Origin of the sequence: Bacillus paralicheniformis (assembly GCF_001042485.2) — a bacterium.
Lineage (GTDB): Bacteria > Bacillota > Bacilli > Bacillales > Bacillaceae > Bacillus > Bacillus paralicheniformis.
Genome location: NZ_LBMN02000005.1, coordinates 116,120 through 139,929, shown reverse-complemented (window position 1 = coordinate 139,929; position 23,810 = coordinate 116,120). Strand labels below are relative to the sequence as shown.

21 protein-coding genes and 1 pseudogene are annotated in these 23,810 nt (G+C 46.1%); 17 read left to right on the top strand and 5 right to left on the bottom strand.

Annotated features, from left to right (window positions below; all coding sequences use genetic code 11):
• The first annotated feature begins 151 nt into the window (after nt 1-151).
• The 4 genes from ACH97_RS05685 (at nt 152) to ACH97_RS05670 (ending at nt 5,985) form a co-directional block, all read left to right on the top strand.
• Nucleotides 152-886, top strand: a complete 735-nt coding sequence (locus tag ACH97_RS05685) for a GntR family transcriptional regulator (protein ID WP_020450047.1) — start codon at nt 152-154, stop codon at nt 884-886.
• Complete coding sequence (chbG, locus tag ACH97_RS05680; protein WP_020450048.1) at nt 883-1,617, top strand: chitin disaccharide deacetylase; 735 nt, start codon at nt 883-885, stop codon at nt 1,615-1,617. Before ACH97_RS05685 ends, chbG begins: the two co-directional genes overlap by 4 nt.
• A 399-nt stretch (nt 1,618-2,016) precedes the next feature.
• The gene (locus ACH97_RS05675) at nt 2,017-3,813 is read left to right on the top strand and encodes a glycosyl hydrolase family 18 protein (protein ID WP_048350156.1); all 1,797 of its coding nucleotides are present in this window, start codon (nt 2,017-2,019) and stop codon (nt 3,811-3,813) included.
• 90 nt (nt 3,814-3,903) lie between these two features.
• Nucleotides 3,904-5,985: a glycosyl hydrolase family 18 protein gene (locus ACH97_RS05670; protein WP_020450050.1), complete on the top strand. Its 2,082-nt coding sequence runs from the start codon at nt 3,904-3,906 to the stop codon at nt 5,983-5,985.
• 58 nt (nt 5,986-6,043) lie between these two features.
• Here ACH97_RS05670 and ACH97_RS05665 read toward each other — a convergent pair whose 3' ends face one another.
• Nucleotides 6,044-6,985, bottom strand: coding sequence for a trypsin-like serine peptidase (locus tag ACH97_RS05665; protein WP_020450051.1), 942 nt, complete (start codon nt 6,983-6,985; stop codon nt 6,044-6,046).
• 171 nt (nt 6,986-7,156) lie between these two features.
• Between ACH97_RS05665 and ACH97_RS05660 the strand changes: the two genes are divergently transcribed.
• The 3 genes from ACH97_RS05660 (at nt 7,157) to ACH97_RS05650 (ending at nt 10,402) form a co-directional block, all read left to right on the top strand.
• Nucleotides 7,157-7,930, top strand: coding sequence for a glucose 1-dehydrogenase (locus tag ACH97_RS05660; protein ID WP_020450052.1), 774 nt, complete (start codon nt 7,157-7,159; stop codon nt 7,928-7,930).
• Between the two features lie 157 nt (nt 7,931-8,087).
• The gene (locus tag ACH97_RS05655; protein ID WP_020450053.1) at nt 8,088-8,918 is read left to right on the top strand and encodes a DUF1835 domain-containing protein; all 831 of its coding nucleotides are present in this window, start codon (nt 8,088-8,090) and stop codon (nt 8,916-8,918) included.
• An 86-nt stretch (nt 8,919-9,004) separates the two neighbouring features.
• Nucleotides 9,005-10,402 carry a YcdB/YcdC domain-containing protein gene (locus ACH97_RS05650; RefSeq protein WP_048350134.1) on the top strand — a complete coding sequence of 466 codons (1,398 nt, stop codon included), beginning with the start codon at nt 9,005-9,007 and terminating at the stop codon, nt 10,400-10,402.
• A gap of 53 nt (nt 10,403-10,455) precedes the next feature.
• On the opposite strand, the gene ACH97_RS05645 is transcribed toward ACH97_RS05650, so the two are convergent.
• Nucleotides 10,456-11,409 carry a sulfurtransferase gene (locus ACH97_RS05645; protein WP_048350135.1) on the bottom strand — a complete coding sequence of 318 codons (954 nt, stop codon included), beginning with the start codon at nt 11,407-11,409 and terminating at the stop codon, nt 10,456-10,458.
• 55 nt (nt 11,410-11,464) lie between these two features.
• Here ACH97_RS05645 and ACH97_RS05640 point away from each other — a divergent pair, with 55 nt between their 5' ends.
• Nucleotides 11,465-11,893, top strand: coding sequence for a cell wall hydrolase (locus ACH97_RS05640; protein ID WP_003178702.1), 429 nt, complete (start codon nt 11,465-11,467; stop codon nt 11,891-11,893).
• 46 nt (nt 11,894-11,939) lie between these two features.
• Here ACH97_RS05640 and ACH97_RS05635 read toward each other — a convergent pair whose 3' ends face one another.
• Nucleotides 11,940-12,932 carry an LLM class flavin-dependent oxidoreductase gene (locus tag ACH97_RS05635; RefSeq protein WP_338399912.1) on the bottom strand — a complete coding sequence of 331 codons (993 nt, stop codon included), beginning with the start codon at nt 12,930-12,932 and terminating at the stop codon, nt 11,940-11,942.
• 308 nt (nt 12,933-13,240) lie between these two features.
• On the opposite strand from ACH97_RS05635, the gene ACH97_RS05630 reads away from it, so the two are divergent.
• A complete protein-coding gene (locus ACH97_RS05630; RefSeq protein ID WP_003178705.1) occupies nt 13,241-14,599 on the top strand; it encodes a C40 family peptidase in 1,359 nt (452 codons plus the stop codon).
• A gap of 51 nt (nt 14,600-14,650) precedes the next feature.
• Here ACH97_RS05630 and ACH97_RS05625 read toward each other — a convergent pair whose 3' ends face one another.
• Nucleotides 14,651-15,463 (bottom strand): ABC transporter permease subunit, encoded by an 813-nt coding sequence (locus ACH97_RS05625; RefSeq protein ID WP_048350136.1) that lies wholly within the window; start codon nt 15,461-15,463, stop codon nt 14,651-14,653.
• On the bottom strand, nt 15,460-16,347 hold the full coding sequence (locus ACH97_RS05620; RefSeq protein WP_048350137.1) for an ABC transporter ATP-binding protein: 888 nt from the start codon (nt 16,345-16,347) through the stop codon (nt 15,460-15,462). Before ACH97_RS05620 ends, ACH97_RS05625 begins: the two co-directional genes overlap by 4 nt.
• A gap of 150 nt (nt 16,348-16,497) precedes the next feature.
• Between ACH97_RS05620 and ACH97_RS05615 the strand changes: the two genes are divergently transcribed.
• The 8 genes and pseudogenes from ACH97_RS05615 to ACH97_RS05580 all read left to right on the top strand — a co-directional run.
• Entirely contained in the window at nt 16,498-17,085 is a 588-nt protein-coding gene (locus tag ACH97_RS05615) for a TetR/AcrR family transcriptional regulator (RefSeq protein ID WP_020450061.1), read from the top strand.
• A 113-nt stretch (nt 17,086-17,198) separates the two neighbouring features.
• On the top strand, nt 17,199-19,094 hold the full coding sequence (locus tag ACH97_RS05610; RefSeq protein ID WP_020450062.1) for a DUF2207 domain-containing protein: 1,896 nt from the start codon (nt 17,199-17,201) through the stop codon (nt 19,092-19,094).
• Between the two features lie 407 nt (nt 19,095-19,501).
• Entirely contained in the window at nt 19,502-20,104 is a 603-nt protein-coding gene (locus ACH97_RS05605; RefSeq protein WP_048350138.1) for a TerD family protein, read from the top strand.
• Between the two features lie 27 nt (nt 20,105-20,131).
• Nucleotides 20,132-20,713, top strand: a complete 582-nt coding sequence (locus tag ACH97_RS05600; protein ID WP_020450064.1) for a TerD family protein — start codon at nt 20,132-20,134, stop codon at nt 20,711-20,713.
• A 79-nt stretch (nt 20,714-20,792) separates the two neighbouring features.
• A complete protein-coding gene (locus ACH97_RS05595) occupies nt 20,793-21,371 on the top strand; it encodes a TerD family protein (RefSeq protein ID WP_048350139.1) in 579 nt (192 codons plus the stop codon).
• 65 nt (nt 21,372-21,436) lie between these two features.
• On the top strand, nt 21,437-22,210 hold the full coding sequence (locus ACH97_RS05590; protein ID WP_048350140.1) for a TerC family protein: 774 nt from the start codon (nt 21,437-21,439) through the stop codon (nt 22,208-22,210).
• Between the two features lie 93 nt (nt 22,211-22,303).
• Nucleotides 22,304-23,485: an HpcH/HpaI aldolase/citrate lyase family protein gene (locus ACH97_RS05585; RefSeq protein ID WP_048350141.1), complete on the top strand. Its 1,182-nt coding sequence runs from the start codon at nt 22,304-22,306 to the stop codon at nt 23,483-23,485.
• Between the two features lie 116 nt (nt 23,486-23,601).
• A pseudogene (locus ACH97_RS05580) lies at nt 23,602-23,808 on the top strand (helix-turn-helix domain-containing protein); the annotation flags it as partial.
• Between the last annotated feature and the right edge of the window lie 2 nt (nt 23,809-23,810).

Genomic DNA, 23,810 nt, shown 5'->3' with positions numbered 1-23,810 from the left:
TTCATTCTCTTTATATGAAAGCGCTTCACACAATTGAAACTTAACATGTCATAACAAATTTGTCCATACATATTTGTTATGACAAATTGTTTTTTTTAGGAACCTTTTGTGTTATTCTATAATTACGAACACACCCCAAAGGAGAACATGTATGGCGAAACAACCACAGCTCCACAGTCAAATTAAACAAGATATTGTAGATAAGATTGAAAGCGGTTATTATCCGCCTGGCAGCCTGCTGCCGACGGAGTCCGAGTTTTGCAAACTGTATGATGTCAGCCGGACGACGCTGCGGACCGCGCTGAATCATTTGCTTATGGAAGGGGCCATTTACCGAAAGCAGGGAAAAGGGACATTTGTCGCCAAAGGAAAAGTAAAGCAGATCTTGAGCTCCAGCAGCCTCCGTTATGCAGAGCAATTGAAGGCTCAAGGCTTTAAACCGAAAATCAAAGTTGTTGATTTGCAAAAAATAAAGCCGTCTGAAAAAATCCAAACCCTCCTCGGAATCGACGCTGAACAAATGGTCTATCAAATCAAAAGAATCCGCTATGCGGACGATGAAGAAATCCAGTTTGAAACAGCCTATATCAGAACGGATCTCGTCCCCGAAGTAACGGAAGAAATGGCGAATATTTCACTTTACCAGTGCATCAGCAGGCAAGGAAACAACATAAAAAGAACAGAGGAACAAATCAAAATTGTGATTTCTGATGAGGAGATTGCACAACATTTAAATATTACACAAGGCACACCTTGCTTCCAGATATCGACGCAAACATTTTTGGCGTCGGAAGAAGTCGTCGAGTATTCTATGGCCTATTTTCGCGGTGACCGTGTTGAGTTCTTCATTGAACGTGATTATGAACAAAGGGGGAATGAAAGGTGAAATCTCTAATCATAAATGCGGATGATTTTGGATTTTCAAGGGGAGTCAACCTTGGAATCATTGAAGCTTTCCAGCACGGGGTGCTCACATCGACTACGCTCATGGTCAATATGCAAGAAGCGGAGCATGCCGTCGAACTCGCACGGCAAAATCGTGAACTCGGAGTCGGCGTCCACTTGACATTGACGGCCGGGCGCCCGATTCTCGGCGGACTGCATATGATAACGGATGAAGAAGGGAATTTTCGCAAGCTTTTGTACTACCAGGGTTTCTTCGACATTGACCTTGATGAAGTATACCGAGAGTGGAAAGCGCAAATAGAGAAAGCTTTGTCTTTCGGTTTAAATCCGACACATATCGACAGCCATCATCATATTCATACATACGGAAATCTCCCTGAGGTGTTTGTAAAGCTTGCGAAAGAGTATGACCTGCCATGCAGAAAGGTCAATCATGATCATCCTTCACTGTGGAAGGGTGTAAGGTCGAACGATGCTTTTGAGCTGAAAGTCGATCGATTGAAGGATCTTTCGAGCATCCTTCGTGATTATCAAGACGCAGCAGTGATTGAAGTGATGTGCCATCCGGCTTACGTCGATAAATGTCTGCTTGAAAAATCGTCTTTCCATTATCCTCGGGTATATGAACTTTCACTGCTGACGGAACCTTCTCTTAAATCGGCTTTGCAACAATGTCCGGATATTCGTCTTACGTCTTACGCTAGTCTATGAAGAGGCTAGAGGCGCCGCTTCTATTCCTTAAATGGAGTAGAAAGCGGCGGTTGTGTAGTCAATGTCTTCAAGTTGACAGTTCAGAAAATTCTGATTAATATAGATTTGTCATAACAAATTCAGCAACCCTTCGCCATTAAAAAGTCTTCTTTTATACGCAAATGTATAGACATCTATACGTGTTTCACCCTCAGCACAACCAGCTTTACCAAACGAACACACCCGAAATTTTAATGAAATCATGATGTCAATCTCATTTATGTAAGCGTTTTCCCTTGTTGGCTTCTGTGCAGCTGCAGCTATTAGATGACAAGGAAAATATAAAACAAACAAAAAAGGCGGTGAGGAATAGGAGATTTCTAGTTTCATAGTTTGTCAAAAAAATTGGATGAAAAGGAGATGAACATCGTGTTGGTCAACAAAAGCAAAAAGTTTTTCGTTTTTTCTTTCATTTTTGTCATGTTGCTGAGCTTGTCATTTGTAAATGGGGAAGTTGCAAAGGCCGATTCCGGAAAAAACTATAAAATCATCGGCTACTATCCATCATGGGGTGCTTACGGAAGGAATTTTCAAGTTTGGGATATGGACGTTTCAAAAGTCAGCCACATTAATTATGCTTTTGCTGATATTTGCTGGGAAGGAAGGCACGGGAACCCCGATCCTACAGGCCCCAATCCCCAAACATGGTCATGTCAGGATGAAAACGGAGTGATCGACGCGCCAAATGGAACAATCGTAATGGGCGATCCCTGGATTGACGCACAAAAGTCAAATCCCGGGGATGTCTGGGATGAACCGATCCGCGGCAACTTTAAACAATTGCTGAAGCTGAAAAAGAGCCACCCTCATTTGAAAACGTTCATATCGGTCGGCGGATGGACTTGGTCTAACCGCTTTTCAGATGTCGCGGCAGATCCTGGGGCAAGGGGGAATTTCGCCGCTTCGGCCGTTGAATTTTTAAGGAAATACGGGTTTGACGGGGTCGATCTTGACTGGGAATACCCGGTCAGCGGAGGATTGCCGGGGAATAGCACACGGCCGGAAGATAAAAGAAATTACACGCTGCTCCTGCAAGAGGTGCGTAAAAAACTTGATGCTGCAGAAGCAAAGGACGGCAAGGAATACTTGCTGACGATCGCATCCGGCGCAAGTCCGGAGTATGTGAGCAACACTGAGCTTGATAAAATTGCTCAAACCGTGGATTGGATTAACATCATGACCTATGACTTTAATGGCGGATGGCAAAGCATAAGCGCCCATAATGCGCCGCTGTTCTATGATCCAAAAGCAAAAGAAGCAGGCGTTCCAAATGCTGAGACCTACAACATTGAAAACACTGTGAAACGCTATAAGGAAGCCGGTGTTAAGGGGGACAAATTAGTGCTTGGAACACCGTTCTACGGAAGGGGCTGGAGCGGTTGTGAATCCGGCGGCCACGGAGAATATCAGAAGTGCGGACCGGCGAAAGAAGGGACGTGGGAAAATGGAGTATTCGACTTTTCAGATCTTGAAAAGAACTATGTAAATCAAAACGGCTATAAAAGGTATTGGAACGATCAAGCGAAAGTGCCGTTTTTGTATAACGCGGAAAATGGCAATTTCATCACTTATGATGATGAACAATCATTCGGCCACAAAACGGATTTTATTAAAGCAAACGGATTAAGCGGAGCGATGTTCTGGGATTTCAGCGGCGATTCCAATCGGACGCTTCTCAATAAATTGGCAGCCGATTTAGATTTTGCACCGGACGGAGGCAATCCGGAGCCGCCTTCATCGGCACCTGTGAATGTGCGTGTAACCGGAAAAACTGCTACAAGTGTCAGCCTGGCGTGGGATGCGCCGAGCAGCGGAACAAACATTACGGAATATGTCGTGTCATTTGAAAGCCGGTCGATATCTGTAAAAGAAACATCAGCGGAAATCGGCAACTTGAAGCCGGGTACGGCCTACTCATTTACAGTTTCAGCAAAGGATGCCGATGGAGAGCTCCATACCGGACCAACAGTAAAGGTCACGACGAATTCTGACCAGGCATGTTCATATGACGAATGGAAAGAGACGAACGCATACACGGGCGGAGAGCGGGTTGCATTTAACGGAAAAGTGTATGAAGCGAAATGGTGGACGAAAGGCGACCGGCCGGATCAATCCGGTGAATGGGGCGTATGGCGGCTGGTCGGAGGCTGCGAATAACAGAAAGTCAAATGGATAGAAAACGATAAAGAGAGATTTGGGAAAAAGCTTCTCACGTCTCTCTTTATGGACAAAGGAGTCTGAATAAACATGAAGATAGCCGCTTCATCTATTTTATCCTGTGTGCTGCTCCTTGCGCTTTTTATCCCGAACCGGCACATTTCTGCAGAGACTTCAAATGAACAACCGGACTGCCGTCCGGAAGGGCTTTGGGACTCAGGCGTTGAACATGTGCCGTACTGCGATGTATACGACCGGGACGGCCGTGAAAAGCTTGCCAATCAGTTAGACCGGAGAATCATCGGGTACTTTACAAGCTGGCGTACTGGAAAAGGCAATCAAGATCGTTATTTAGTAAATGATATCCCCTGGAAGTACTTGAGCCACATTAATTATGCGTTTGCCCACATCGGGGAAGATCATCGGATTTCAGTCGGAGATGAGACAGATGAGAACAACCCGTCCATCGGGATGACCTGGCCGGAGCATTCCGATGTAAAAATGGATCAAACCTTGCCGTATAAGGGGCATTTTAACCTTATCCATCAATATAAAGAGAAATACCCGAATGTAAAAGTTTTGGCGGCTGTCGGCGGTTGGGCCGAAACCGGCGGTTATGTTGACAGGGACGGGAAGCGGATTCCAAGCGGCGGCTTTTATTCGATGACAACGAATGGAGACGGATCTGTAAACCACAAGGGTATTCACACCTTTGCGGAGTCGGTCGTTGCGTTTCTCAGAAAATACGAGATCGATGGAATCGATATTGACTATGAGTACCCTACATCAATGCAGGATGTAGGGAATCCTGCAGATTGGAACATCGCCAATCCGCGGCGCAACGGGTTAAATAAAAGCTTTGAGGCATTGATGAAAATATTAAGAGAAAAGCTTGATCAAGCGTCCGCTGAAGATGGAAAGTACTACATGCTGACCATTGCAGCGCCATCATCGGCATATTTACTGAGAGGGATGGAAACGTTTAAGCCGCTTCGATATGTCGATTATGTCAATATCATGTCCTATGATCTTCATGGAGCCTGGAATGAGTTTGTCGGACCGAACGCTTCTTTATTCGATAACGGCGAAGATGCCGAACTCAAGCATTCCAACATATATACTACGCCGGAATACGAAGGGATCGGATATTTAAATACGGACTGGGCTTACCATTATTTTAGAGGAGCTATGGAATCGGGGCGAATCAATATCGGTGTTCCTTATTATACGAGAGGCTGGAAGAATGTGAACGGCGGAGTAAACGGGCTGTGGGGAACATCCAAAAGCGCAGATTGTCCTCAGGGACTCAGGCAATGCGGTGACGGAGCAACCGGAATCGATAATATTTGGCACGATAAAGATGAGCAGGGGAATGAAATTGGAGCAGGGGCAAACCCGATGTGGCACGCCAAAAACCTTGAAAAGGGCATTGCCGGTTCTTATCTGGAAAGGTATGGATTGAGCAAGGCTGATTTGACAGGCGCTTATCAAAGGCATTATGACGCGGGGCTGGCAGCGCCTTGGCTTTGGAATCCAGAAAAGAAAGTGTTTCTATCGACAGAGGATGAGGAATCGATCAAAACGAAGGCGGATTATGTCGTTGATAAAGGAATCGGGGGTGTCATGTTTTGGGATTTGAGCGGTGATTATGACTGGTATCCCGAACGAAACGGCAATAAAGGAGAATACGATATTGGCAATACTTTAACGAGCACGCTGTATCACAAATTCTCGGATACAACACCATACGATAACCGGCTCAGCACATCGCCTTTTCCTGATGAATCATTGGATGTAGACATAGAGCTGACGAACTTTCCATTAGGAGATCAAAATTACCCGATCCACCCGGTAATGAAGCTGATCAATAACAGCGATGTCACGATTACGGGAGGTTCTGTTATCGAATTTGATGTGCCGACATCCACTTCCCCTCGGTTTGGAAGCTGGAGCGGCGATCAAGTTGAAGTGATTGCTAAAGGGCATACGGGACCGAACATTGGCGGACTGACGGGAGATTTCCACCGCATCGGAGTGACTCTATCTAGCTGGAAAACGATTAAACCTGGTGAGGCGGCGGAGTTTCAGCTTGTTTATTATTTGCCGATCAGCGGCCCTTCAAATTTCACGATATCAATAGATGGAAAAAAGTACAGGCTTAATGTGAAGTAAGTGTGCAGCCGTTAGATATAACAGCCCGTTCCAAAAGGAAGCGGGCTGTCTTCGTGTGTTATTGGGCGCTGTTTTTCCAGTTGCTCAAATTGTCAAACACTTCTTTTGTAATCCGGGTGCCTCTGTTGTACGAAGAGCCGCCGTATACTCCATTTGTGTGGACGGCAAGCGAGCATGGACCGCTGCAGTTCGTTCTTGAACTGCTTTGTTCGAATACCGGTGAACCGCTCTGGCCTCCGTACGTGTCCATTGCATACTGCAATTTATACGTTTCGGAGATGGCAATCGGTCCTGAATGCTGCCATTGTGTGCCTGTTGTTTTATCGCCTGGATAACCGCTGATAGTAACAGTTGTCCCGACAAGTGATGAAGTGGTGTACGAGTATCCGAAGTATCCGACAGTATTGCCGATTGGTTCGCTTAGTTCGATTGCACCGTAATCGTAATTGGTGTTACCGCTTCTCCATCCTGACGGAATAAAGTAGCGCGTCGATTTAACAGAGCCGTAAGGGTAGCTTGTCCCGTTCCGTCCCGGCGAAACAGTAGCTGTCCCGGCAAATGAACCGCTTGATGTGTCATAGATGCAATGTCCGGCTGTTGCGACGGTTTTCGGACCGATCATCCATCCGGTGCACGAACCGATGCTGCTTGAAATATGAACGATCGCTCTGTACGGATATGCGCTTGTGTTGGTCACCCTTGTCCGATCATCAGAACCAATCACCGATTTAATGCTGTAAGGAGCTTTGGCGGAGGACTCTTTTGCCGTTTTTTCCTTTGTTTCATTCACTTTGCCGGTGCCTGTAAATGCCTTTGAATACGAGCCGTATTGATCGTTTTTCATGTTTGGATCATAGGTAACCGATGTTTCCGCTTTGTATGAAGGATCGCTTGAAACAGGAGAATGAGGCGATGGTGCGGCTTGGGCCGGGTGGATACCTAAAGAATAAATAGAAATACCAATGAGACCTGTGATCAAACCTCGTTTAACACTAACCAAATCGTATCACTTCCTTATTTTGTTGTAAGTTCAAGTTAGATATTAACAAAATAATTCTGAATTTTCCATATGTTTAAAAAAGATCATACTAGAGGCATGTATTCACACTTTGTTTGATCATATTGATACCGGGTAATGTACATGAAGAAAAGAAATTGAGGGGGGTTTAAGTTGTACAGTGATTTAAAAGGAAAAACAGCAATTGTGACCGGTTCTTCAAAAGGTATAGGCAAGGCGGTTGCAGAACGGTTTGGAAAAGAAAAGATGAATGTGGTTGTCAATTATCACAGCGATCCCGGAGGCGCACGGGAAGCCGTCGACAATATTCAAGCAGCGGGCGGAAACGCCCTTGCGGTAGAAGCTGACGTGTCTTCTGAAGAGGATATAAAAAAGCTGATTAAATCAGCAGTTGAACATTTCGGCTCACTTGATGTCATGGTCAATAATTCAGGATTTAACGGCGCAGAAGCCCTCCCGCACGAACTTGAACTTGGTGAATGGCAGAAAGTGATCGACGTTAATTTAACCGGTACGTTTCTCGGCGCACGGGAAGCCTTAAGATATATGGCGGACCGCCACATGAAAGGGAGCATACTCAATATATCAAGCGTTCATCAGCAAATTCCGAGGCCGAAAAATGTTCATTACTCCGCTTCAAAAGGCGGAATGAAGCTTTTGACAGAAACGCTTGCCCTTGATTATGCGGACAAAGGAATCCGCGTCAATTCGATCGCGCCGGGAACGATCGCAACCGAAAGCAATGAAGACTTGGAGGGAAGCCACAAGTCGGCACAGCTGAAAAAGATACCGATGAACGAATTTGGCGAGCCTGAACAAGTGGCTTCCGCAGCGGCATGGCTTGTGTCGAAAGAAGCCGCCTATGTAACGGGCGCGACTTTGTTCGTTGACGGCGGTATGACGCTTTACCCGTCACAGCTGGAATAGCAAGTGCATTTTTCAGCTCCCGTTCTGCCTTTTTCGAATGGCGGAATGGGGGTTTTTTATTGCGTCACCTTTTATATCCTGTTTTTGTATATAATAGTTAAAAAGATGAGTTTAATAGCTTTAATGCTATTACAACTTAACTAACAAGGAGATTATAATGCAAAACAATGTCGTTCACATTGCCTTCGGCGAATCTGCCGGCGGCAGTATCAACATGATGCTCAAACAGTTGGGAGGAACCCAGGAAAAGAGTCTGATCGTCCTTCCTGAATTATTTTCCATCGGGCCGCTTCAAAACCTGGAAGTCAAAGAAGGCAGGGTCAATCGTTATGACTGGCTGAAAACATATCTGAATGACCGATTTCACGAGCTTGGAGAGATATACAGCCGTTTTGAAGATGCGGTTTCTGCATTGAGTCGTATTCAGGAGCAAGCCACCGCCTTTATGTGGACGGGCGATCATGCACATGAACAAACGGGCCTGAGATTTGTACATTATATCCTTCGGCAAATGAACCTGGCTGTTTTCCATCTGAATACGTCGAAGTGCTTTCCTCATACCCGAAGTTCTGGTGAGTTGAATGATGAAAACCTGAGATTCATTTATGAACAAAGGGATCAGCCGGCTTTGACAGCCGCTGAAAGACGGGGCCTTGCGGAGGAATGGACAGCGCTGTCTCAGCAGACAAGCGTGTTGCGAGTATGGGAAGACGGCAGAATCAAAAGCGTGAAAGAGGACTTTTATGATTCGTTCATCATCGGCAAGCTCGCACAGCTTCAAAAAAACCGTTCAACCAACACCTTTATCAACTGTCCCCGCCTGATCGGCGAAGTCATTGGTCATCTGGAGGAAAACATCGGAGATGAATTCATCGAGTACCGCATTTTAGAGCTGATCCGCAAAGGTATTTTTGAGATGGAAGGCGTACCAAAAGGAATGAGGTATTTTAGCATCAGGTTAAAATCGCCATGTAAGTTCACCAGTTAAATCCAATTATCTCAATTTTCATGAAACGATTAACGGTATATTTCGTATACATAAGGAGATGAAAATGAAAGAGAGGTAGACAGGATTTGGTTCGTGACCAGTTAAAGCAAAAAGCGCAATCCATTAGTAAGGTTCCCTCGCATTATCAGCTCATGATCGAAGATTACGGAGAAAAGGATGAAAAAGAGAGACGGGTTTTTTTCGTCTGGCAGGACGTTGAAGAGCCGGAGCGGGACATTTCGGTGGAGTTAGATCATCACGGCCGCTTAATCAATTTGACAAAAGAGTATGAACCGGTGATCGAGGAATCTCTTGCGGAGGAAAGGCTGCTGCAAATCGCCCTTCAGTTTACAGAACAGCATTACCCGAGTGCGTCTTATGAATTTGTTTTCCATGAAAAGAAGGAAACAGAACAATTCGTCCGTTTTACGTATGTTCAGACTGTCCTTGATCTTCCGCTGCCGCAAACAGGTTTTTACGTCAAGGTCGCCAAGAACGGAGAGGTGATGGAGTTTCGCTATAACGGCGGAACAAGCTCTTTCTCCATTCCAAAGCAGATCGCTGATAAGGAATCGGTGACAGCCGATTATCTTAAACATATTCAATTCGAATTGGCGGTCGAAAAAGTCCGCAGTGAGCTTTATGAAGGGGGAGATGATCGCCCGCATCTCATTTACGAAGCAGACTTGCCGTTTTTCAGCTATCCCGCCGATATCACGGAAAAACGCCAGATGAAGCCTGCGGCTGATGACGAGGAAGAAGAAGACACATTGCCGCTTCCTGTGCTGCCTGAGGCTGACCGTCATGCTGATATCGATGACATGATCGGCTTTGCTCCCTCGATGCGGAAAATCCGTGAAACCGATATGGGAGAGTCAATTGGAACGGTATGGCGCCTGGGAAACGATCCTGAGCCGAGAGACCGGAGTATAGCCGGCTACTTTGAAATAAGGAACCAAAATACGTTGAAAATCGTGAAAGATAAAAAGTCAGGGAAGCTCAAAGGGGTCGCTTCTTTCATCAAATCAGAAGGACAGTTTTTCTTGAGCGAGGAAGACTGCTTGAAACGGGCGCTGCAATTTTTGTACAAGCTTTATCCCGGTGCAGATCAGCTTTTTCGAATGCATCCGGCGGAAAATGACGGGGGCAGGCAAAACGCTTTTTTTCAATTTGATCTTCAATACAAAGAGGTGCCGTTAAGGCTTGGCTCTGCCAATATCAGTATCAGCCGGACAACCGGCAAGGTCGTCGGTTATCACGGTCCGGAAATCGAGCCGGAAGCGCTGGCCGATCTGAGTCCTTCGCCATCCATTTCAGAGGCAGAAGCGAAAGCCGCTTTTGCAGCGGCATTTGATGTGAAACTGCAATGGGAAAGGGATTACAGTCGGGAAAAGGATGACTTCTACAGGCTTATTTACCGGCCGGTCTACCCGTACTTTATCGATGCCCATGACGGAAAGGCGTTTATGAGCAAAAACATGTAATAAACGGCGGCTGGCTGAGGCGCAAAGGCCCCTGGCCGCCGTCTCTTGTAAGATCAGGTGTCGTCCTCTGTCCCAGTGGAGATCGGATGGTCGGGGTAGCTGATCCAATCGCTCCAGCTGCCGGCATACAGCTTCACATTTTCAAATCCGGCTTCTTTCAGGCCGAGCACATTTGGGCAGGCTGATACGCCCGATCCGCAATAGACGACAATTTCACTGTCCGGGTCTAAAACAGCATAGTGCTGTCTGAGTTGTTCTTTGCTTTTCCATAATCCGCTTACGGTCAGATTGCCTTTCCAAAAAAAGTTTTTGGCCCCGGGAATATGGCCGGCCCGATGATCGAGAGGCTCGGTTTCCCCGGTGTATCTTGAAGGATCGCGCGCATCGATCAGAATGGAGCCTTCTCTGCCGATTCGCTTCAGTACTTCTTTGGCATCGAGCAGTTCGTTTTCTCTGAGCGCCGGCTTAAATTCGCGCTCGCTAGGACGAGGATCCTCGGCGTTCACCTCGTAGCCCGCTTTGATCCAGTTGGACAGTCCCCCATCCATGATATAGACGCTGTCATGCCCGAGATAGTGAAGCTGCCACCAAAAGCGCGCTGCAAACATGCCGCCGCTGTCATCATAAACAACGACATCTGTTTGCCGGTCAATGCCGATTTTTCCAAGCTTCGCGGCCAGAAGGTCAGGGTCTTGAAGCGGGTGTCTGCCGCCGTGCTCTTCCGGGTTGCGCGACAGATCTTCTTTTAAATCAATGAAAACGGCTCCGGGCACATGGCCTTTCGTATACGCTTTTCGGCCTTCGTCCGGTTTTGTCAAATGAAACCTCACGTCGACAATAACTGTTTGGTCCGTTTTTTCCATTAATCGTTTGTATACCCATTCAGGGCTTTTTAATACTGACAATTCACGATCCCTCCGTTCCCCTTTGTTTTTTCTTGGGTTCTGATAATAGAAGAATAGCTTTCTTTCATGGGCAATGTCAAAGATAAATCCCGAAATCGTCATCACCTAAATGAAACAGAATATGATAAAGGTGACGACATCATGGGGGTGACTAAAAATGGCAGTCGTTCAGGCTTCTTCTAAAGATATCAGTCTTTTGGCAAGACTTTTGAGAGCGGAGGCTGAAGGCGAAGGCGTGCAAGGTATGCTTATGGTCGGAAATGTCGGAATCAATCGCATCAGGGCAAACTGTTCCGACTTTGTGGGACTTCGCACCATTCCGCAGATGATCCATCAGCCGCATGCCTTTGAAGCCGTGACGCACGGTTATTTCTATCAAAGGGCGCGGGAAAGCGAAAGGCGTTTGGCACGCAGGGCGGTCAACGGGGAGCGGCTTTGGCCGGCAAAGTTCAGTTTGTGGTATTTCAGACCGGCGGGGGCGTGTCCCGCACAGTGGTACAATCAGCCGCATGTCGGCCGCTTTAAATCGCATTGTTTTTACGAGCCGACAGCGGAAGAGTGTGAGAATGTCTATAATACGTTCTAACAAAAACATCCCTTTTCAAAGGTTTTTGAAAAGGGATGTTTTTCGTTCAAAATAATTCTGCCAGTCTTTCGTAAGACTGCTTCTTATCTTCAAACCGGTAGACGTTAGTTAAAATCATAAACTCATCTGTTTGATATCGTTCAGAAAGCTCGAGCAGTTTTCTTTTGACTGTTTGAGGAGACCCGATCACCATACGGCTGCGGTTTTGGGCAAGCTTCTTTTTATCGGCAGCTGTGTAAGCGGCCGATTTCGCCTCTTCAATGCTTGGGACAAGGCTGTCCAGCCCTTTTTCAACCCGGAGAAGCCATAAATCTTGGCTCAAGCAGAGCTCCTCGGCTTTTTCATCGGACTCCGCACAAACGACGAAAACGGCGGCCAATGATTGGTGGCGTTTAAAGAAAGGGGAAGGCCGAAAGCTTTCACGGTATGATTGAAAGGCGTTCTTTCCTCTCGCGGGAGAGATGAAATGGCCGAATACGTATCCCGCTCCCATGCTACCGGCCAATTTTGCGCTGTTTTCTCCCAGGCCTAAAAGCCACACCTCCGGGGGCGAATCCGTCAAAGGGGAGGCTTTAATTCCGAAGTAATCATGTCCGGAAGGCACGGAATCAGTCAGAAAGCTAACCAAGTCTTGTAACTGTCTCGGGAATTCGTGCAGGCTTTTATGAACCCCGTCTGTCAGCGCCAGCCTCGTTTTAGTTGTGCCTCCCGGAGAGCGGCCGATCCCCAGGTCAATTCTCCCGGGATAAAGGGCTTCAAGCTGCCGAAAGTTTTCAGCCACTTTAAAGGGACTGTATTGGGGCAGCAGAACGCCGCCCGAACCGACGCGAATATTCGCCGTCTTTGCCGCAATGTGTGCGATCATGATTTCTGGAGCAGTGCTGGCAAGCCCCCGTGTGCTGTGATGCTCGGCAAACCAATACCTTTTGTACCCCCATTGATCCGCAAGTTCCGCCAGCTCTGCAGAATGCTTTAGACCTGAATGCGCATCCGAGCCTTTTGATATAGGAACCTGGTCAAGAATGCTGAGCTGCATCAATTGTCACCGGCCTTCCTTTCGTTTTCTTGTTCAGTAAGACAAGCATATGAAAAACAGCAGATAGGGTCAAATCGAAGAGAATACGAGAGACAAAACATGATTAGTCAAAACATGACACCGTTGAAACAAAAACGAAATATAAATGTAATATAAATTGGCGCCTATTGTCGAAAATAGATGGTATAATAACGTCTGTACATTAGAAACGGATATATAAATCATAGGTCATAAGATTCATTTTTTAATAATGTTCAATCGAATTTACATAATGAAAAAACAAGAATACATAAAGGAAAGAGGAGTAGAAAGTGAAGAAAAAGGTTTATACTTTTGGTTTAGCGTCGATTCTCGGAACAGCTAGTCTATTTACCCCCTTTATGAACAACACGGCATCGGCAGAAACATCTCAGCAAAAACAAGAAATTCAGCAAAAGCGTTCTGAAGTGAATTCAGGCATCGAGAGCAAGCGGAAAGAAATCGCCAAGCTGCAAGACGAGCAGAAAAAGCTTGAAGGTAAAATCCAAGAGCTTGATAAAAAAGCACTTGAAACAAGCAACAAAATCGAAGACAAAGAAAAAGAAAACAAAAAAACGAAAAAAGAAGTGGAAGCTCTGAAAAAAGAAATCAAAGAAACCGAAAAACGGATTGAAGAGCGTTCAAAAGTGATTAAAAATCGCGTGCGCAGCCTGCAGGAAAACGGCGGATCCCAAAACTATTTGAATGTCCTTCTGGGCGCACAAAGCTTCGGAGATTTTATCACTCGTGCAACTGCTGTTTCAACAATTGTTGATGCGGACAAAGACCTGCTTGACGAGCAGGAGAAAGATAAAAACAAGCTTGAAAAAGCAATGTCTGATTTAAATACAAAACTGGACGAAATCCAAAAAACACTAGCCGATTTAAAAACGCTTAAATCGGATCTTGATAAACAGCTGAAAGAACAGGCAAACCTTTCTAAGCAGCTGCAAACGAAGCAAGCGGCAGCAGAATCAGAGCTGAGCGATCTGAAAAAAGAAGCGGGCTCTCTGACAAAAGAAGAAGCCGCTCTTGAACAAAAGCTTAAAGAAGAAAGAGCTGCGGCGGCTGCAGCAGCAAAAGCGAAAGAAGAATCTGCGACGGCTGAAAAGTCTGATTCAGGATCTTCATCAAGCTCAAATTCAGGTTCAGTCAGCAAATCTGACGGATCGTCCAACAGCGGTTCTTCAAGCAGCAAGAAAAGCAGCAGCCCGTCAAGAAACTACTCTTCCGGTTCTGTTGTAAGCAGCAATGGAAACGCGATTGAAGCTGCCATCAGCACAGGTTCAAGCATTGTCGGCAGATCTCCGTACAAATGGGGAGGCGGACGTTCACAAGCTGATATCGACAACCGCCGCTTCGACTGCTCATCATTCGTACGCTGGGCTTATGCATCAGCAGGCGTAGAGCTTGGATTCGGTGCGACAACAAGCACGCTTGTCGGCAAGGGACGAGCTGTCAGCGCGTCTGAAATGAAGCGCGGAGACTTGGTCTTCTTTGACACATACAAAACGAACGGCCACGTGGGCATTTATCTTGGCAATGGCACATTCCTGAACGATAACAGCTCACGCGGGGTATCCGTCGATTCTATGAGCAACCCGTACTGGAAGAAAGCTTTCAACGGAGTTGTAAGACGGGTCGTTGAATAAAATATTATACTGAGACAAACGCCGTTCCCGATCGGGAGCGGCGTTTTTATTTTACAGCGGCAAGTCGCGCTTTTTAAAAATGAGAATGCTGAGTGCGAAGGCGGCAAAACCGACTGCGGCGAGAACAAGAGACACTTGAGCTATGTCCGTGCTTCCGTTCACAATATCGCCCGGTCTGAATAAAGAGAAAACCGACAGGCTCCTCAGCCATTCTGTTTTTTCGCTTAATTTGCCTAGCAAGTCGAAGCTGAAGAATAAGAACGTGATGCCTCCGGAAAGTCCGAGGGCTCTTTTTTCATCATTTGAAATGGCCGAAAAGAGGAACGAAATGCCGCCGACTGCAAAGAAGAGCAGAAAGCCAAGCAGGTTCAGAACGAGGAACCTTGACACATTAAAATCGTAATCACCGCCCAGCATTAAATGGTAGCCGGCCAGTCCGGCCGCTGTCGTCACGGCCATAATGATCAAAAGACCTGTCGTTAAGACGGCTGCTTGGGTGAAAGCCACTTTTCCGCGCGTTGTCGGCGCAGACAGAATATAGGCCATTGACCCTTGATCCACCAGCTTTGCCAAAAGCTTTGTCGACAGCATGACAGAGAAGATCGATAAGATCACGATAAAGATTAATCCGTAATATTCTCCAGATATAAAATCTTCAAGATTCCCAAGTCCGTTTTCAAACCCAAAAGCATTGAGAAAGCCTTCCGGCATCGATTTAATCATTTTCTCAATATCCTCCGCATTGCCCGCGATGCTTGGATAAATGCCCAGTATCAAAAGGATATAAAATGCGGAGCCTACTCCGTAGCTCATGATTCCTTTCATGTTTGTTCTCATCATTTGTTTGTACAGGGAGAAGTTCATTTCACTGTCCCCTTTCTGTCATAGTAGTTCATGAAAATCTCTTCAAGGCTTTGTGAAGAAGCATCAATGTGCCGAATGTGATATTTGGCGGTTTCTTTAATAAAATGATCATGGTTCCCTAAAACGGCCACTTTGACACGATTATCCGTCCGGGATTCGATTTGCAGACCTGAATTCATGAAGGCGAGAATATCGCCAGTGTTTTCAAATGTAACTTCAAATACCTTTCGCTGCATCGACTGCAGTTCATGTATATCTTTGACGGCAATGATGATGCCGTCTTTTATAATGGCGGCTCTGTCACAGGTTCTTTCGATTTCCGGAAAGCTGTGGGAAGACATTAAAAACGTCGTTCCTTTCGCTTTTTCTTCGAGCACGATATCAATAAACACTTTTTGCATCAGCGGATCGAGGCCTGAGGTCGGTTCATCAAGAATGATGACTTCAGGGCTGTGCATAAAGGCAGCAACAATCCCGACTTTTTGCTTCATTCCTTTCGACATTTTTCTGATCGGCGTATGAACATCGAATTGGAGCCGTTCGATGAGTTCATTGCGCTTAGCTGTATCTTTTAAACTGTGCATGTCTGCCATGAAATTGAGAAATTGTTTTCCCGTCATTCCTTCGATAAATGCAATCTCTCCGGGAAGATAGCCGATATGCCGCTGAATGTCCCCTTGATGATTCCGGCCGTTCATTCCGTTTACTTTGATATCGCCTTGATCAGGATTCATAAACCCCATGATATGTCGAATGGTTGTCGATTTTCCGGCTCCGTTCGGCCCTAAAAACCCAAAAACTTCCCCTTTTTGAACATGAAATGAAACATCAAATATACCTTTGCCATTGGAAAACTTTTTCGTAAGCCGTTCAACTGTCAGCATGTGACACCTCCGGAAATGAAAATTATGAAATGTAAGTGATTTAAAATTACATAACTAATTTTACGTTCTTATGAACTTTTTTGTCAACGGAAATTAATGAAATATTGTTATGTTATAATTTCATTAAGAAAGTTACGTAAGGATGGTTATATGAACGGATTTGAAAAAAGGGCTTTGCTGATTAAAGAGAAGATCAAAAAGACGGCTTTGGATATGCTCAAAACATGGGAGCCAAAGCGCATCCGGATAACCGATATCGCAAAAGAGGCAAATGTTTCGCCGGTGACGATCTATAATTACTTTGGAAGCAAAGAAGCGCTCCTGAAAGAGGTTTTCAAAGACTATATCGATCAGTCCATCAGCGATTTTGAAGAATATATGAACAAAGATATTTCCGTTAAAGAAAAGATTGAATTGATGATTTTGCAGAAAAGGGAAGCCAATAATCAAAAATTTGCTTTAACGGTCGTCAAAGAGGTGATGATCGAAGACAGTGAAATCATGGATTATGTAAAGCGGCAATACGATGAAAAAGTCATTCCCCTTATGCTCCAAATGATTGAAGAAGGTCATCGTACAGGCGAAATCTCTCCCAAAATCACAGCGGAAAGCTTTCTCATCTTTATGAATATGATCATTGAACATTCAAAAACTCTGGGTGAAGCCTTTGAAAAAAACAGGCAGTTTACAGAGGAAATGATGCATATTTTCTTTTACGGCTTGTGCGGCAGACCGTAGATGTGCTTTTAGAATAAAATTGTCATCTCTGTCATTTCTGTGAACCGCTGAAACAATTTCCTTGCTTTTCCGTATATAAGGCAGATACAAAAAACGAAAGGATTTACTAAACGATGAAGCACTCCTTTTTCTTTTTTATGTTCATTGCCTTTTTTCTCGTCACAGGTTTTTCTGAAGCAGGCAAATCCTTTTCGATCGAGCGGGCTGATATACGCGCGACAGTAAAAGAAAACGGTGATTTAAGCGTAGAGGAAGTTTACACATACGATTTTAAAGGCTCTTTCGAAGGGGCGACAAGATCGTTCAGCGAAGAAACCGCGAGCCGCTTGAAGAATTTTAAAGCCTATCTCCTTCCCGATCACCGGAAAAAAGGCGATCAAGCCACCCCGTTGAAGACAAAGAAAGAAGACGGGACTTATTATGCTTATTCGGCATCAAAGGATGAAACAAAACATGTGATGTTTCGCTATGTGATCGAAGATGCCGCCCAAAAGTTTGAAGACACGTCGATTTTGATTCATTCATTTTACCAAAAGGCAAATACGGATTTCGGCCGGGTAAAGATTGAAGTGCATCTGCCTGATTCGGTAAAGGCGCGGGATATTCATGCGTTTTTGCGTGAAAAAGGAAACGGAAAGATTACGAAGGTGAGCGATTCATCAGTCACCTACGAGACAGGACTCTATCGCGCAGGCACGGGCTCGGAACTGAGGATATATTTTCCGCAAAGCGCCTTGAAAGAGGCGGTCCGGCACCCTTCTTATCAGACAAAGGATGAGCTGCTGAAGGAGGAAAGAGACGAAGCGAAACGCTACGCCGATCGGGATGAACGGATTGCCGGCGCGGACAGGATGATTTGGATATTTTCGGGGATTGTCGGGTTCATGGTCATCATGGCTGTCATGCTTTCGTTTTTGAAGAAGAGACGCCGCGCTATGCTTTCGTTTGCAGAACTCGAGTCCTTTGATCCTGTGCTTGTCGCTTTTCTTTACAAAAAAGGCCGTTTTACAGACCGTGATCTCCTGGCCGGCATGCTTTCGCTTTATCAGCGGGGACTGGTCACTATGCGGAAGGTGCAGGCGGAAGAAAGGTTTCTTGACGATCCTGAGGCGCCTGATGACACATACCAATTCGAATTTTCCGGGAGCAAGGCGGATTTGCCAAAGCCTGATCAGCTCTTAATCGAAAAACTTTTTGAGCAAACCGGCAGCGATTCCTATATGTTCAGGCTGGATTCCCTCAGCGGGCCTACTGAGGAGGAATGTAAGCATAAGGAACAGCTCGGCAAATATGAACGAAAGAGAATCATTCTTCAAAATGTGGTTCAAAAGTGGACGGAAAGTGTCAGACAAGCGCCTGAATTCAGGGAGCTGTTTCAAGAAAACCGCTGGCTGAGAATGCTGTCGCTTTCACTGCTTTCTGTCCATACCGGACTCCTGCTCTTTATCCTGTATGCAGACGTGGTGCATCAGGCCGGATTCATGGCGGCTTGCGTCATATTTGGCTTTGCACTGTCGGCGGGCATTGTTCTTGCGAAATCAAAGCTGTATACGATTCTGTTTTTAGCCGGCTTGTTTTTAGCATCTTTGTTTACCGACAGCATTCATACCATTTTGTATTACGGCATATGCGTCGGGCTGTCTATTTTATTGATTGCCTTCATTCCGGCCGTAAAAGAGAGCTGGTACGCTTCCATCTGCCGAAGATCGATTCTTTCTTGGAGAAACCATCTGAGAAAAGAAGATTTGTTCTCAGGGAGAAGCCTGTCTCAAAACGAAAAGACGATGATCTATGCAATTGTGCTTGAAGTTGAGGATGAATCTGCAGGATGGTTCAATCAATCAGCAAACAGGCTTGATTACGCTTCCCCTGTCCTGGGTATGGCCGCAGCCGGCTGTTTGCATTATCCGTTTTACAGCTGGCAGCTGCCGTCTTCGCAGGAGCACGCCGGGGCATATGATGCGGGCGGTCCCGGAGCGGGCGGAGGCGACGGGGCAGGAGCTTTTTAAGCAAAAGGGTCTTATCGAAACCGATAAGACCCCTTTCTGCTTGTTTCCCCGCTCTGTCTGATCCCGCATTCGCTGCTCAGCGGTTTTGGTTCTGCGGGTGACAGGTTGATGTCTGTACGCTTTTGCCAAGCCGAACATCGGCATGTTATGGTAAAAAGCCTTATCATCGCTACTATTGTCGTCTCGATTTGGACCAGGATAAAAAGATGATAAAAAAATATCGAAAACTGCGAAACTTTCCCCTGAATCTTTCCGTATATATAGTTAAGCAGGTTAAATAATGATTCATTGGTCTTGTAATTGTGAAGATATGAATCACGCTGGCGTGATAATTGGATCTATCAAACTCTTATTCTCATCCAGCACTGTGATCTTGAAAGTCATGATTCAACGGAGGAGTGAACAGTTTGGCTATTTCTTTAGAGAAAGGTCAGCGGATTGATTTAACAAAAGGGAAAGCGGGGCTTTTGAAGATTTTGGTCGGTCTCGGCTGGGACCCGGTTGCGTCCGGAAGCGGCGGTTTTTTTGGAAAGCTGTTTGGAGGAGGAGCCCCGAATATTGACTGTGACGCATCCGTGCTGATGCTGGAAAACGGAAGAGTCACGGAGAACAAGAACGTCATTTATTTCGGAAACTTGAAGAGCAGATGCGGCAGCATCGAACATACCGGAGATAATCTGACAGGTGAAGGCAGCGGAGATGATGAACAAATCATCGTAGATTTGCAAAAAGTTCCTTCGCATATTCATAAGCTTGTCTTTGTCGTGAATATATACGATTGCGTGAAACGAAGCCAGCATTTCGGAATGATCGAAAATGCCTTCATACGCATCGTCAATATGAACGATCGCGTGGAGATGGTCAAATACAATCTGCGGGACGATTATTCTGGACGGACAAGCCTGATCGCGGGCGAGATTTACCGTGACGGCGCCGAGTGGAAATTCACCGCTGTCGGAGAAGGCACAAACGATACGAGCATTACGGAAATCGTCAAACGCTACGCCTGACATTCATAAAAGAAATGGGGAGATAACATGGCAATTTCATTAGCGAAAGGACAAAAGATCGATTTAACAAAAACAAATCCCGGATTGTCGAAAGTCGTCGTCGGCCTTGGCTGGGACGTCAATCAATATGACGGCGGCGCTGATTTTGACCTGGATGCGAGCGTGTTTCTGCTCAATGCAGAAGGCAAATGCGCTTCTGAAAAGGACTTTATTTTCTATAATCAGACCGAAGGCGCAGGCGGAGCTGTCATACATACAGGCGATAATCGGACAGGGGAAGGCGAAGGAGACGATGAGCAGGTAAAAATCAATTTGAATGCAGTGCCTGCCGACATTCAGAAGATTTCTTTCGTGATTACGATTCATGAAGCGGAAGCGCGCCGCCAAAACTTTGGACAGGTGTCAAATGCTTATGTTCGCGTGATCAATGAAGACTCGAATGAAGAGTTAATCCGCTATGATCTGGGTGAAGATTTCTCAATTGAAACAGCGCTGATCACGGGAGAGCTGTACCGTCACGGAGAAGAATGGAAATTCTCAGCGATCGGCTCAGGCTATCAAGGCGGGCTGGCGAGGATCGCCACCGATTTCGGCCTGCAGGTCGGCTGATTTTGACGATCCGGACAGCGGTCGCCGCCTTGGCGTCCGTTTGTCCGGTGCCTGACATTTCTTAAAGGAGGTCCTATCGATGGCGATTCAATTATCTAAAGGACAAAGGATCGATTTAACGAAAACGAACCCCGGTTTGGCGAAAGCGCTGATCGGTTTAGGCTGGGATACAAACAAATATACCGGCGGCGCCGATTTTGATTTGGATGCGTCGGCTTTTCTTGTCGATCAGAACGATCGATGCATCAATGAACGCGACTTCGTCTTTTACAACAACCTCGAGCATCCGAGCGGCGCCGTGATTCATACGGGTGACAACCGGACAGGAGAAGGTGAAGGCGATGACGAGCAAATCATCGTCGATTTCTCAAAAATCCCCGCCCATGTTGAAAAGATCGGCATCACAGTGACAATTCACGAGGCGGAAAGCCGCAGCCAAAACTTTGGACAAGTCTCAAATGCGTTTGTCCGGCTCGTTGATGAATCAACAAATGAAGAACTGCTTCGCTTTGACTTGGGAGAGGATTTTTCAATTGAGACAGCGGTTGTTGTTTGCGAATTGTACCGTCACGGAGCCGATTGGAAATTCAATGCCATCGGCAGCGGATTTTCCGGCGGATTGGCATCGCTTTGCCGCAACTACGGCCTGCAAGTCTAGTTTTGCCGGCTGAATCACGTTTGCGTGATTCAGCCCTGCTTTTTCATCATTAGGAGGTAACGAAAGTGGATTTATTTCATCATATTATGTCAATTTACGCCTCATTTTTCGATTGGGAAATGTGGGTGGAAGTATTAACGGACCCCGTTTCCTGGGGGCTGATCGGCTCGCTGGTCGTGCTGGAGGGGCTTTTATCGGCGGATAATGCTCTCGTTCTCGCCGTCATGGTAAAGCACCTACCGGAAAAACAGCGCAAAAAAGCGTTGACGTACGGTTTAATCGGAGCCTACTTCTTTAGGTTTCTATTCATTGGACTTGGTATGATCCTGATTAAATTCTGGTGGATCAAACTGCTCGGAGCCGCATATCTTGCATGGCTCGTCATCAAGCACTTCTTCATCGGCGAGGGCGATGATGAAGCAAACGCCATCAAAAAAGACAGCTGGATGGTACGCGTTTTCGGTGTCTTCTGGGCGACTGTCATTTCGGTAGAACTCATGGACCTCGCATTTTCGGTGGACAGCATCCTGGCGGCATTTGCCGTATCTGAAAAGGTATGGGTGCTTCTGATCGGCGGCATGCTCGGCATTTTAATGATGAGAACCGTTGCGAAATTCTTCCTAACGCTGATTGACAAAGTGCCTGAACTTGAAGCAACGGCCTTTGTTTTAATCGGGATCATCGCACTGAAAATGGCTGCGAGTGTATGGCATATTGAAATGCCGCACAGCGTCTTCTTTATCATTCTGATTATCGCTTTTGCCGTGACATTCATCATTCACTATATGAACAAGCAAAAAGCTGTAAAAGAGCAAACGGCGGCGTCAAAGGAAGAATAACAAACTGCAAAACATAAAGGGGGGGAGTATATCTGCTCCGCCCTTTTTTACATCAAAGGGGTGTATGATTCTTATTCAAAGAAGGTGACCCATATGCAATACTTTGATTTTTTATCCGCCTCTCAAAAAGAAGATGTCTTTTTCAAACTGCCGGGTTCGGTTACAAAAGACTCTCCGAAGCACATTCTGGAGCATGCGCTTGGAGCTGCGCTTTATGTTCCGGGGAACCGAAAAGATATAGCAGATGTCATGATCAATAACAAGTATCCTGAGCTGTGCTCGGTCGTTTTTTGCCTTGAAGATTCGATCGGCGATTGTGAGGTTCTCCAGGCTGAAAACAATCTTGTCAGTCAGGCCGACATGATTTACCAGGCGCAAAAACTGCAGAACATCAGCGGCGATAGGCTGCCGCTGATGTTTATCCGGGTGCGGGAACCGGAGCAAATGCTCGAATTGGGCAACAAGCTCGGCCGCGCGCTTCACTTGTTTACCGGATTCGTATTTCCGAAGTTTTCGATGCTGAATGCGGAGCACTATCTTGATACTTTAACGAAATTGTCGCAAGAATCCGGCATTGTGCTGTACGGAATGCCGATCTTTGAGACACCTGACCTGCTGGCAATGGAAACGAGGGCAAAGGCGCTGCAGGAATTAAAATCAACGCTGGGCTTTTATCAAGATATCGTTCTGAATATCAGGATCGGCGCGACTGATTTGTGCGGTCTGTACGGGATAAGAAGAAAACCGGAAACGCCGATTTATGACGTTTTGGTCATCTCTGATTTCATCAAAGATATCGTCAATTATTTCGGCTTGCAATTCGTGATTTCGGGGCCTGTCTGGGAGTACTTTGAAGATGCTTCGCGAACGGTTCAGACTTTTGGGCCGAATTGGGCTGATGCGGGAGAATCTTCGCTTGTGATCAATCGGTATATAGACGGATTGATCAATGAAACGCTTCTTGATCTGGCCAACGGCATTCACGGCAAGAGCGTGATTCATCCGTCACAAATAAAAGCGGTCCAAAGCCTGCACGTTATATCAATGGAAGATTATCTGGATGCCCTGAGCATCGTCGAAAGTGCCGACGGCACCCGGGGCGTTGTGAAAAGCTCTTTTTCAAATAAAATGATCGAAATCAAGCCGTACCTCAGTTGGGCCAAAAAAATATTATTAAAGGCTGAAATCTACGGTGTATATCATGAAAACCGCAGCTATACAGACATACTGAGAGCGTCCAAACCGCTTTCAAATCTTGGATCGTTCGGAAGTTAGGCCGGGCCGGCACTCCGGTCTCAAAAATAAGAGCCGCAGACGGCATCATATATTGTGAATATTCTCAGGAGAAAACAAATGAATGTTTAGGATGAACAGCCATGATGAAAATAGTCGATCTCACGAGCAGCGAGATTCTCAGTTCTCAGCAGGCTTGTGAAGAGTGGGGGATTGAATCGTCTACGCTCCGAAAGAGAGCGCATGATTTTCCTGCAGGAACAATCCGAAAGTTCGGGACAACCTATGCCGTAACAAGAGCGGGCATGTGTGCCGTATTTGGACGGAAAAGTGACACTGACTCAGAAGAAAGGGGAGACGGCTGAGC

Coding starts and splice junctions, on each gene's coding strand:
- ACH97_RS05585 (WP_048350141.1), top strand. CDS start 22,304: ATGCAATACTTTGATTTTTTATCCGCCTCTCAAAAAGAAGATGTCTTT.
- ACH97_RS05620 (WP_048350137.1), bottom strand. CDS start 16,347: ATGCTGACAGTTGAACGGCTTACGAAAAAGTTTTCCAATGGCAAAGGT.
- ACH97_RS05595 (WP_048350139.1), top strand. CDS start 20,793: ATGGCGATTCAATTATCTAAAGGACAAAGGATCGATTTAACGAAAACG.
- ACH97_RS05655 (WP_020450053.1), top strand. CDS start 8,088: ATGCAAAACAATGTCGTTCACATTGCCTTCGGCGAATCTGCCGGCGGC.
- ACH97_RS05625 (WP_048350136.1), bottom strand. CDS start 15,463: ATGAACTTCTCCCTGTACAAACAAATGATGAGAACAAACATGAAAGGA.
- ACH97_RS05685 (WP_020450047.1), top strand. CDS start 152: ATGGCGAAACAACCACAGCTCCACAGTCAAATTAAACAAGATATTGTA.
- ACH97_RS05645 (WP_048350135.1), bottom strand. CDS start 11,409: ATGACGATTTCGGGATTTATCTTTGACATTGCCCATGAAAGAAAGCTA.
- ACH97_RS05615 (WP_020450061.1), top strand. CDS start 16,498: ATGAACGGATTTGAAAAAAGGGCTTTGCTGATTAAAGAGAAGATCAAA.
- ACH97_RS05670 (WP_020450050.1), top strand. CDS start 3,904: ATGAAGATAGCCGCTTCATCTATTTTATCCTGTGTGCTGCTCCTTGCG.
- ACH97_RS05610 (WP_020450062.1), top strand. CDS start 17,199: ATGAAGCACTCCTTTTTCTTTTTTATGTTCATTGCCTTTTTTCTCGTC.
- ACH97_RS05675 (WP_048350156.1), top strand. CDS start 2,017: ATGAACATCGTGTTGGTCAACAAAAGCAAAAAGTTTTTCGTTTTTTCT.
- ACH97_RS05600 (WP_020450064.1), top strand. CDS start 20,132: ATGGCAATTTCATTAGCGAAAGGACAAAAGATCGATTTAACAAAAACA.
- ACH97_RS05640 (WP_003178702.1), top strand. CDS start 11,465: ATGGCAGTCGTTCAGGCTTCTTCTAAAGATATCAGTCTTTTGGCAAGA.